Annotated in this window: 1 pseudogene; it reads left to right on the top strand. The window is 69.6% G+C overall.

Annotated features, from left to right (window positions below):
• A pseudogene (locus ACQG3P_RS21465) lies at nucleotides 1-247 on the top strand (LysR substrate-binding domain-containing protein); the annotation flags it as partial.

The raw sequence follows: 247 nt of genomic DNA, 5'->3' as shown, positions 1-247 counted from the left end.
CCAGGCCATAGAACTCAACCTGGAATCCAGCGAACGGCTCACCGATTTCGAGCGGCAGCTGCCGGGTGAAGCTGCGTTGCGGGTGGGGGCCGGGCAGTGGAGCGGCCTGCATGTGGAGCCGCTGTTCGATGAGTGGCTGATGCCGATGGCCAGTCCGTCCCTGGTCGAGCGCATGGGCGGGCTGGGCGCGCTGCCGCTGTCGCGGTGGCCGCTGCTGGGGGACCCGGATGGCGAATGGCAGCGCTGG

This window comes from Stenotrophomonas sp. SrG, assembly GCF_050031795.1.
Lineage (GTDB): Bacteria > Pseudomonadota > Gammaproteobacteria > Xanthomonadales > Xanthomonadaceae > Stenotrophomonas > Stenotrophomonas rhizophila_A.
Note: the sequence above shows the minus strand (reverse complement) of the source record. Positions and strands in the feature narration are given on the sequence as shown.